Source organism: Candidatus Aegiribacteria sp. (genome assembly GCA_021108005.1).
Classification (GTDB): Bacteria; Fermentibacterota; Fermentibacteria; order Fermentibacterales; family JCC-6; genus Aegiribacteria.
The window spans coordinates 1-9,795 of sequence record JAIORS010000224.1 but is presented as its reverse complement, the minus strand read 5'-3'; the positions used below and the strand labels follow the sequence as shown (position 1 = coordinate 9,795).

General features: G+C 48.7%; 10 protein-coding genes. All 10 read right to left on the bottom strand.

The genetic code is table 11. The features are described 5' to 3' along the window. Positions 1-5: 5 nt before the first annotated feature. Positions 6-1,130, bottom strand: coding sequence for a Coenzyme F420 hydrogenase/dehydrogenase, beta subunit C-terminal domain (locus tag K8S15_14405; GenBank protein MCD4777226.1), 1,125 nt, complete (start codon positions 1,128-1,130; stop codon positions 6-8). A gap of 21 nt (positions 1,131-1,151) precedes the next feature. Next, positions 1,152-1,622 carry a 4Fe-4S dicluster domain-containing protein gene (locus K8S15_14400; GenBank protein MCD4777225.1) on the bottom strand — a complete coding sequence of 157 codons (471 nt, stop codon included), beginning with the start codon at positions 1,620-1,622 and terminating at the stop codon, positions 1,152-1,154. Positions 1,623-1,636: 14 nt separating this feature from the next. Continuing rightward, positions 1,637-2,470, bottom strand: coding sequence for an FAD/NAD(P)-binding protein (locus K8S15_14395; GenBank protein MCD4777224.1), 834 nt, complete (start codon positions 2,468-2,470; stop codon positions 1,637-1,639). Continuing rightward, positions 2,463-3,512 carry a 4Fe-4S dicluster domain-containing protein gene (locus tag K8S15_14390; protein ID MCD4777223.1) on the bottom strand — a complete coding sequence of 350 codons (1,050 nt, stop codon included), beginning with the start codon at positions 3,510-3,512 and terminating at the stop codon, positions 2,463-2,465. The genes K8S15_14395 and K8S15_14390 overlap by 8 nt, the downstream gene beginning before the upstream one ends. A 5-nt stretch (positions 3,513-3,517) precedes the next feature. Beyond that, positions 3,518-4,483: a 4Fe-4S dicluster domain-containing protein gene (locus K8S15_14385; GenBank protein ID MCD4777222.1), complete on the bottom strand. Its 966-nt coding sequence runs from the start codon at positions 4,481-4,483 to the stop codon at positions 3,518-3,520. Then, positions 4,480-4,902 carry a hydrogenase iron-sulfur subunit gene (locus K8S15_14380; GenBank protein ID MCD4777221.1) on the bottom strand — a complete coding sequence of 141 codons (423 nt, stop codon included), beginning with the start codon at positions 4,900-4,902 and terminating at the stop codon, positions 4,480-4,482. The genes K8S15_14385 and K8S15_14380 overlap by 4 nt, the downstream gene beginning before the upstream one ends. Next, positions 4,899-7,961 carry a CoB--CoM heterodisulfide reductase iron-sulfur subunit A family protein gene (locus tag K8S15_14375; protein MCD4777220.1) on the bottom strand — a complete coding sequence of 1,021 codons (3,063 nt, stop codon included), beginning with the start codon at positions 7,959-7,961 and terminating at the stop codon, positions 4,899-4,901. The genes K8S15_14380 and K8S15_14375 overlap by 4 nt, the downstream gene beginning before the upstream one ends. Next, positions 7,952-8,377, bottom strand: coding sequence for a hydrogenase iron-sulfur subunit (locus K8S15_14370; protein ID MCD4777219.1), 426 nt, complete (start codon positions 8,375-8,377; stop codon positions 7,952-7,954). Before K8S15_14370 ends, K8S15_14375 begins: the two co-directional genes overlap by 10 nt. A gap of 43 nt (positions 8,378-8,420) precedes the next feature. Then, on the bottom strand, positions 8,421-9,515 hold the full coding sequence (locus K8S15_14365; GenBank protein ID MCD4777218.1) for a Coenzyme F420 hydrogenase/dehydrogenase, beta subunit C-terminal domain: 1,095 nt from the start codon (positions 9,513-9,515) through the stop codon (positions 8,421-8,423). Then, on the bottom strand, positions 9,508-9,795 hold a 288-nt coding region (locus K8S15_14360; protein ID MCD4777217.1), incomplete at its 5' end, for a 4Fe-4S binding protein. The genes K8S15_14365 and K8S15_14360, both read right to left, overlap by 8 nt.

The window sequence follows — 9,795 nt, the reverse complement described above, 5'->3', positions numbered from 1 at the left end:
CATTATTACTCTGACCGCCCATTGTATGATTCAGCCCGGACTTTCTTTCGAGCGGCAAACTCCCTTATGAGAGTTACCTTTCTCAGTCTGTCCGCCTTTCGATCATCTTTCGTCATGCTGCTAATCAATTCAATGCTGCCTCCGAACATCGCTTCAGCGAATCTCTGCTTTCCCTCGATAGTACGAATCATCACCGTTGTATACCCGTCTGGAGAACCGAGGCCTCCGACCGAGATATCCGCGAAATCGTTCGCGAAATGGGTGCATCGCAAACATGCGGGACGTGCTATCTTCTCCACCTCGTTCATCGGAATATGTACCTGAATGCCGGATTTCATGTTAAGTATGAAATCCTCCTTTACATTCACGCTGGCGATGTCATCAGGGCTTATATGTCTGCTCTTTATGAAATCCTTATCCATCAGATTATCCATCTCGAAGCACTGCATGCAGAAAAGACCGATCGTGTATTTTATGATATCCGATGGAACGATTGAAACCGCCTGCATCTTCTTTATGGCGGTTATCTGACATGGTGTTCCTACAACAGCGAGCCTGCGGATTGTTTTCGCCTGTTTATAATGATTAATCTGTTTCACGACTGAGACAAAACCTGAATACATCTCGCCAACCTCCTCAAGATGAGGAAGTTCGGAAAAGTGAGATCCAGCCGCGTTCAGTAGTTCTTCTCGAGTTGTAGCTACTATCGCTTTCCTGTTGAACATCTCCGTAGTCACGGAGACAACGGCACCATCTATATGACCGGCCTCCAGCATGTGAATCAGAAGAGAAGTCACTACTCCGCCGTCCGTCGCATGTTCGCGAACGTTCGCGTATGTACTTCTGGCGGAAAGAACATCCGTATAATGTCCTATCGGCGCAACCCAGTCAGATTGCGCTTTAAGCTCATCCTTCAGAGCATCAGTTCGCGGACAGACAAGGTAGCAGAGCCCGCCGTCCAGGCAAATATTCGGTTCGGTGTATTCAGGGATACCGGAATCACCCAGTTTCAGAGCGCCGCATCCGCTGGCGGAGCAAACAGATACACATCCGCCGCACCTTCCGCATAGTCCTGTTTCAATGACTTCGGTCTTCAGGTCTTCGAATGTCTTAATTTTGTTATCAGTCATGACACTCCTCAAAACAGATCTTTACCATTTCGTGTCCAGTTCATCCTCAAGGCTTTTAAGAATTTCTGCCTTGCCATTCTCATCCGGATGCAGCTTATTTTCGATGATCATGCAGCGGATGCTTTGAATAACCTTATCAAGTTCCAGGGCCTTATCGAGCCTCTCAGGCTGAACGTATCCTTCCTTAACCGCCATATCACGGAGGATGCTTATCACATCCGTGAATTTTACGTTCTGGGGACAGAGGGCAGCACAGGTGTAGCAACGGGAACACATCCATAAGATGTCCGATGAAAGAACTTCTTCCCGCATTCCAAGTATCGACATTCTGATTATCTTTCTTGGATCGTACTCCTCATTTACCTCAGCCACCGGACATGAAGCCGTGCAGGTTCCGCACGTGAAGCAGCGCATGAAGGATTCCGCTCCCGGCTGGGAAGCTATATCGTATTTGAAGTTCGGGTCATTCTCAGCAATAATTATCTTTTTCATACGCCAATCTCCATCTAAACCGTCTCGGGTATATTTTTCAACTCAGCCATTGAAAACACAGGTCCGTCAATGCAGATATACTTTGAACCGATATTGCACCTTCCGCATTTACCGATACCGCATTTCATGCGTCGCTCCAGAGAGGTGTATATCCGCTCATCGGGAAATCCAAGTTCTGTCAGAACAGGAAGGGTGTACTTGATCATGACAGGAGGACCGCATACTGTCGCCATGGTATTTTCAGGGCTCGGAGCGACTTCCTGTGTAACAGTCGGAACGAATCCGGTTTTTTCGTCCCAGCCATCCACAGGTTTGTCAATTGTGAGATGAAACTTGATATCATCTCTCTTTTTCCAGATTTCGATCTCATCTTTGTAAATGAACAGATCAGGATTTCGCGCTCCGTAAATAACCGTGATATCTTTATAATCGTTCCTTGAATCGAGAAGATATATCAGAAGGGATCGCAACGTCGTAAAAGCGAAACCGCCGCCCACTATCAGGACATTCATGCCCTTCATATCATCCACAGGGTAGCAGTTGCCCAGAGGGCCTCTCATACCGACGATATCCCCGTTCCGGAGGTAATGAATATCGTTTGTTACCGAGCCTGTTCTGTTTACTGTAAAACGGAGGTAATCCGGCTCGGTGGGTGAGGAAGCTATACCGAACGGCGATTCACCCTTTCCGAGTATTGATATCTCGCAGAACTGACCGGGCAGATATTTGAATGCTTCTTTTTCCGATTCATTTATGAAGGTAAGATCGTAGGTTCGCAGTGTTCTGTCCGGATCCTCTGTTTCGATCCGCTCGACCTTCATCTTTATCGGAATGTATGGATTACTCATTTGATTTTCCCGATTCGTTGTATGAAATAATTCTTTTGAGCACTTCTCTGATGTCAAGGTTTACCGGACAGACCATGACACATCGTCCGCAGCCGGTACAGAGGATTTCCCCATAGTTTTCAGGGTAATAACTGTACTTGTGCATGACCCGCTGCCTGACACGCTCACTCGAAAGGGCTCTTGGATTATGTCCGGATGCTTCCATTGTAAAGATCGGGAACATGCATGAATCCCAGATACGTACCCGCTTGCCCTTTTTTCCCTTACCCTCATCCTGCACATCAAAACAGTGGCATGTGGGACAGCTGAACGTACATGCGCCGCAGTTGACGCACTTCGCGCTGATCTCCCCCCATATCGGTTCGTCGTAAAGAGCGGTCAGCTTTTCGCCCAGCCCGCCTGAATCAAGCGGGGCAGCCATCATCGATTTGGCATCCGAAGCCAGTTTCGCGGCCAGGACTTCATCCTCTTCCGCGGCGTCCGTAAGGCAGGATAATCTGTTGATAATATCGATGCCCTTATCACTCACCGGTTCCATCAGGTAGAAATCACCGGCATTAACGACAAACACGTCCATTCCGTCTTTGTTATGCGGCCCCCCTTCGAGCCAGTTGCAGAAGCAGGTTGACAGCGGTTCATTGCATGCGAAACCGAATATCAGCGAAGTGTCGTACTTTTCTTTCCAGTAAGGATCCTGGAAATTTGCATCCTCCGGCATCTGAATCGCGCTTCCGAATACCCTGTCAAGCATTACAAGACTTCGCGCATCACAGCTTCTCATCCCAAATACAGCGATAGGTCTGTGAGATGTCTGCGGTGTCCTGACACCATCTTCGTCGTACTCGAAGAGTACTTCAGCAGGGGGGAAGAAAATGCTTTTCGGGGACATATCGGTAACTGGACGGGTGAGTTCGATCTCATCGCCCGGGTTTATCTGGATGAATTCGGTTTTTCCGCCCGCTTTTCCCGGAGCGTAGACAGAATACTCCTCCGAAAGCTCACGGATGAAATCATCGAATTTCTTTTTGTCCAGCCTGACCATCTTCATTACCCCATTATGAATTCTTGTTTTTCGTCTTCCTTGAAATCAACCATTGCGGGCTTTCCGTTGATATCAAGACCGGCGATGTCACCGAATCTGTCTTTGACTTCCATAGCGACTTTTCTGTTGAGAAGCAGAAGGTTTATATCCATCGGGCAGGCCCGTGCGCAGGCTCCGCATTCAACGCATCTTCCTGCTACATGAAGGTTCCTTATAATATGGAAAACCATCGAATCAGTGAATTCGCATGTGTTGCCTATCCACCCGGGATCGTTCTGATCAACGAAGCAGACGTTGCAGTAACATGAAGGACATACATTCCTGCATGCATAGCAGCGAATGCACTTTTCGTACTCCCCGCGAGTGCTTTCCCATCTCTCTTCTGTGGACAGAGCCTCGAACTCCTTTATTTCCTTCAGCCTGTTTTCATTCGGTACTTCAGCCCTTGGCTCGCCGATGAAAATATCGCACTCCTGCGCGTCAGGATAAATGCAGGAAAGACATGAAGAACTCAATATCTCGCTCCTGTCGAGTGAGAGTTCGTATCCTTTCCCGGAAACGGTAACCGTATCTCCGTTATCGATCAGTTCGAGAACTTCTCTTTCATCCGTTTTTGCCAGCACTTTCTTTTTATCGAGAACACCATGACATGGCACTCCAACGATTACGATGTTCTCGCGGTCGATCTGCTTTTCCAGAATATTAAGAACCACAGAACGCGAATCACATCCTTTAACCGCGATGCCGACCTTTTTATCAGTGAACTGTTTTCTGTCCTTCGTGAAATAGATTGAAAGATTGTTCCCGCAGGTAATATCGAAAACAACCTTCTCTGCTTCATCTTCAGAAGTGATAAACAGAGGCGTCGCCGACAGAGGTAGAGAACCCTTTTCCCATCCTATGAAGAGATCGATCTTCTTTTCAGCCAAAAGTTCCTTTACGGCTTTGCGAAGGTCATCTGTTGTTATCATAGTTTCTTCACCAGCCTGGTCGAAGGCCCTAGCTTTCTGACATCTTCAGTTATCTTCGTTACCACTGTAGCGAATCTTTCGCCTTCACCTGCCGATATCCATGAGAACTGAACCCTGTTCGGCTCTATCCCTATGAATTCAAGAAGAGGTTTCAGTACGGCAAATTTCCTGCGTGCCACATAATTCCCTGATATGTAATGACAATCTCCCGGATGGCATCCTGAAACCAGTACACCGTCAAATCCGGACTGTAGGCTTTTCATGATGAACAGCGGATCGACCCTTCCTGAGCAGGGAACTCTGACAACCCTGATGTTCGGAGGGTACTGCATTCTCGATACGCCGGCCAGATCAGCACCCGCGTAGGAGCACCAGTTACAAAGGATGGCAAGTATTTTGGGCTGCCATTCACTCATCATATTCCTTCCGAAGCTTCTATTTCAAGTGAATCGAATACGGAGAAAAGCTGCTGGTTTGTAAACCCGCGAAGGTCAAGGGCTCCGCATCTGCAGGATGCCACGCAGGCTCCGCAGCCTTTGCAAAGGGCATCGTTAACTACAGCCACGCCCTCTTCCGGATCAACCTCTATAGCGGTATAAGCGCATACTTCCTCGCAGTATCCGCATCCTGAACATCTGTCCGTCCTGACCTCGCAGATGGTTCCTTCCGCAAGAATGGATTTCTTTTTCAGGAAGGTAAGCGCTCTGCTTCCAGCTGCTTTTGCCTGAGCAAGCGACTCGCTCATATCCTTCGGTCCATGGGCCAGACCGCATACGAAAATTCCCTCTGTCGCGAAATCGACAGGGCGCAGTTTTACATGCGCCTCAAGGAACAGACCTTCTGAATTGAGAGGGACCTTGAGCATTTTAGCGAGTTCCAGGTTTTCCTCAGGGGCGTCGATAGCCGTTGCCAGCACGAGCAGGTCAGCGTCTATTACCACATCTTTCTCGAGAACCGGATCGAATACCGTTACTCTGATCCTGCTGTCAGGGTCATCCGGACGGATCATTTCTACTTCCGGTTTGTTTTCGGGAGTGTATCGGAAGAACAGCGCTCCCCTGTCGCGAAGTTCTGAATAGTACTCCTCTGCGAATCCGTACGTTCTTATATCACGATAGGCGAAGTAGATATTCGCCCTGGATTTTCTTTTCCTGAGTTCCAGCGCGTTCTTTACAGCTTTCGAGCAGCAGACGCGGCTGCAGTACATTCGTCCTTCCTCTCTGGATCCCACGCACTGCACCATTACCACTTCCTTCAGTTTCCCGGGAGGGAATTTCTCCTCATGAAGCATCCTTTCGAATTCCTTCTGAGTGACTACTCTTGATGATTCGCAGTAAAGGTACTCCTCTGTTTCATGCTCGTTGCCGCCGGTTGCCACAATAACCGCTCCGTGAGTCAGTTCTTCCCGCTCGCCTGCGCTGTTCTTTAAGACCGTTCGGAAATTACCGACAAATCCGGCTATTTCCTCTATCGTGCTGTCCAGCAGGACTTTTATCCTGTCATGGTTTTCTACTTTTTCGATAGTTTCAGAAAGGAACTCCTGTGGGTCGCTGTCGCCGAAATTGAAGAAGATGTCCCTCATGTTGCCGCCTAGAACATCTTCCCGCTCAATCAGATAGACATCGTGTCCGGCATCCCCGATCGCGAGAGCCGCAGTCATGCCTGACAACCCGCCTCCGATTACAAGAGCTTCGGGATCGATATCGATAGGAAGTCTTTGAAGCGGTACGAGCCCCCTTGCCTTGCCGACGCCCATCTCAACGAGATCTCTCGATTTTTCGGTAGCCATCTCAGGCTCATTCATATGAGCCCATGAACACTGGTCACGAATATTAGCCATCTCGAAGAGGTAGGGATTAAGCCCGGCTTCACTGATTGTTTCACGGAAAAGAGGTTCATGTGTCCTGGGTGTGCAGGCGGCAACGACAATCCTGTTAAGGTCGTGCTCCTCGATACGCTGTTTTATCGTTTCAAGACAATCGGTTGAGCATGCGTACATTACATCCTCGGAATGCTCCACGTTTTCCAGACCCTCAGCGAATTCTGCAACGTTCTTTACGTCAACCACTCCGGCGATATTTATACCGCAGTGACACACAAATACTCCTACCCGCGGACGCTCTCCTGTGACATCTTTCTCTTCTGTGCCTTCTTCGGAGCTGACTGAGGGGTCGTATCTTTCAAGTTCAAGATATCGTGCAGCATTCGCGACAGCGCCGGATGCTGAGATTACCGATTCCGGAATATCCTTCGGGCTGTTCATCGCTCCGCACACGAAAACACCTTCCCTGGTAGTTTCCAGTGGATGGAATGCATCCGTTCTGCAGAAGCCGAACCTGTTAAGCCTGACATCAAGATCTTCCGAAAGCTTTCGGATTTCCCGGCGGGGCTGAAGCCCTATGGATAGTACGACCATATCGAAGTTATCATGCTGTATATCACCGTTCTCGTACGTGTACTTGAGGTCCAGGCTTCCATCGGGCAGTTCCGTAATATCGGAGATCTTGGATCGCTTGAACTGAACGCCGTATTGGTTTTCAGCTTTATCGTAATACTTGTCGAAATCCTTGCCGAAAGCCCGTATATCCATATAGAAAATCGTGGCTTCCAGTTCTTTGCTGTGCTCCTTCGCGATGATCGACTGCTTTATGGCGAACATGCAGCAGGCTGATGAGCAATAGTTTCTGTCGATGCCTATGTCCCTTGAACCCACACACTGGATGAAAGCCAGACTCTTCGGAGGTTTTCCGTCGGAAGCCTTCTCAACATGCCCTCCAAAAGGTCCGGATGCGGAAAGCATACGTTCGAATTCGAGAGAGGTGACGACGTTACTGTAGCGATGATATCCAAATTGACCGAAGCCGATAGGATCAAAAGGATCGATACCCGTAGCGAGAATGACGGCTCCTACATTAAGCTTGATCTCTTTATCTGTGTCTTCGTAATTGATAGCTCCGGTAGGGCAGACCTTGGAGCAGAGTTTGCACACACCCTTGGTAAGGTAAAGACAATGATCCTTGTTGATGGTGTACTCCGATGGAATGCTCTGAAGGAAGTACCGCGAAATGGCTTTTGTCTTCCGGAGACCCACATCGAATTCATCCTCTATCTTAACCGGACATTTTTCCTCACAGAGACCGCAGGAAACACATTTCACCGGGTCAACATATTTGGCTCGTTCGATTACGCTGCAGATGAAATCTCCCGGAGTGCCGGAGATATTTTTCAGACTTGACAGAATATGCAGAGTGATAAGCGGATGTCTTACGCATTCGCTCATCTTGGGCGCAAGAATACACATCGAGCAGTCGTTGGTCGGGAATGTCTTGTCCAGCTGAGGCATTCTGCCGCCTATGGTGGGTGTATCCTCGACCAGATGGACAGTGGCACCCATCTCAGCAAGGTCCAGAGATGCCTGTATTCCGGCGATCCCCGCGCCAAGAACAAGAACCGAGTTCTTTTTGTTCTTCACAGAAATATGCTCTTCCTTGTTGGGTTTTCTCCGAGTTCCATTATCTCCTCTGTGTATTCGTTCGCCACCCTGGCGAATTTTGGCCCCTCCGAAGCTGATATCCAGGAAAGCTTCAGCCGCTGTGATTCAAGCCCGAGGGATTCAAACACACTTTTTACTATCGCGAATCTTCTTCTTGCATGGTAATTGCCGGTTTCGTAATGACAGTCCCCCGGATGGCAGCCCCCGATCAGAACGCCATCGGAACCGCTTAAAAAGGCTTTAATAAGAAATACAGGATCGACCCTGCTCGAACACATCACCTGGATTGGAATTATCGAAGTCGGGTACTGCAATCTGGCCGTACCAGCGAGATCCGCCCCTGTATACGTACACCACTTGCACAGGAAGCTCGTGATTCTTGGCGAGAATTCTTTCTTCATACCGTACTCCCAAACATCAGAATAACTCTATCAGTATGCAGGACTACCCGATATCTGATAATTCCTCCTCTTTGTAAACCATGACAGGGATCGATTCTTCAACATCCCGTCCGGGAACGTAATCAAAAATAGCTGCTGTCTTCTCTCCCGTTTTTTTGAATACCGCCGCGACCGGAATTCCAACGGGACACACATCGGAGCACATTCCGCATCCGACGCAGGAGAAGCTCATATGCGTCAGTCTGCCCAGATGGAAGAAGATCGTGTCAGGCGGCAGACGCAATGCGCCCCTTCGAGAAAGGTGTTCCTCGAAATAAGGCAGATTGTAGTCGAAATTAGCTGATTCAAAATCGCAGAGAAGACAGTAACAGATTGGACAAACGTTGCTGCATCCGTGACATCCGACACATTTTCCAAACAGGTCCAGCAAACCATCCAGACCCGGGCCATCTTTTTTTGTAGATGAAAAAAGCTTTTCTTTTTCTGCCAGACGGGCATCAAGCGTTTTTTGAAGCACAGACGGATCGAATTTCTGTTCACTTCGCTCGCCCGCAAATCCCTCGGTGAACTTCTCTGCCTTTTCTGTATTGAAGTACATCATGCATCCTTTTCCGGATTCACATTCACCCGCAACCGATACAGTTATGTCCGCATTCATCGGAATGAAATGTTCGCATGCTCTGCATGTATCCCTTGTATTCGCAGGCACTTCGCCCTTCGATACGTTTTTTTCGTATTTTGGCAGTAATTCCTCGATCTGTCCTTTTTCCACCAGTTCGAGAGGGAAAACCCCCCCGCAGGTATGGGAAATCGTCAGCAGATTCTCGAATGATCCCTGTTCCCGTTTTACCAGCTCCACAAAGGCCCTGAGTTCGCAGGGCTTCAGAACAACCGCCATCTTTTTTCCGGAGGTCGATATGGAAGAAAGCACCTGTCCGGCATTTACTGTCATGACAGGCACAACGGGGACAGCCTCATCCAGATTCGACGCGTTCGTTATCAACGCCAGATCGTAGGAGTTATTCTCAGGAATTTTCCTCATCGTTACAGCGGCATCGATCTTTCCACTTTCAAGAAGGAATTTCAGGAGTTCCTTAATTTTCCTGGAAGCGCTTGTATCGATGGTTATGCTACTCATGAGATGGTACCTCCGCATCAGCATCTTTTACAAGTTCGTGCACTCCTGGTAATTCCGCTTTTCTGAATTGCCGAAGAGGAAGTGGATCACCGTCGTTCAGCCCGGCGATGTACTCGAATGTATTCTGCGTCTGATCTGCTACATAACTGAATACATCGGCCACCGGTATGGAAACAGGGCAGGCATCTGAACACTGCCCACAGGAAACGCAGGATAGACTCATATGAGCCATCCTTCCCGTATGGAACATGATCCTGTCCACCGGAAGAGAAATACCGCC

Coding starts and splice junctions, on each gene's coding strand:
- K8S15_14370 (MCD4777219.1), bottom strand. CDS start 8,377: ATGAAGAAAGAATTCTCGCCAAGAATCACGAGCTTCCTGTGCAAGTGG.
- K8S15_14405 (MCD4777226.1), bottom strand. CDS start 1,130: ATGACTGATAACAAAATTAAGACATTCGAAGACCTGAAGACCGAAGTC.
- K8S15_14395 (MCD4777224.1), bottom strand. CDS start 2,470: ATGAGTAATCCATACATTCCGATAAAGATGAAGGTCGAGCGGATCGAA.
- K8S15_14365 (MCD4777218.1), bottom strand. CDS start 9,515: ATGAGTAGCATAACCATCGATACAAGCGCTTCCAGGAAAATTAAGGAA.
- K8S15_14385 (MCD4777222.1), bottom strand. CDS start 4,483: ATGATAACAACAGATGACCTTCGCAAAGCCGTAAAGGAACTTTTGGCT.
- K8S15_14400 (MCD4777225.1), bottom strand. CDS start 1,622: ATGAAAAAGATAATTATTGCTGAGAATGACCCGAACTTCAAATACGAT.
- K8S15_14390 (MCD4777223.1), bottom strand. CDS start 3,512: ATGGTCAGGCTGGACAAAAAGAAATTCGATGATTTCATCCGTGAGCTT.
- K8S15_14380 (MCD4777221.1), bottom strand. CDS start 4,902: ATGATGAGTGAATGGCAGCCCAAAATACTTGCCATCCTTTGTAACTGG.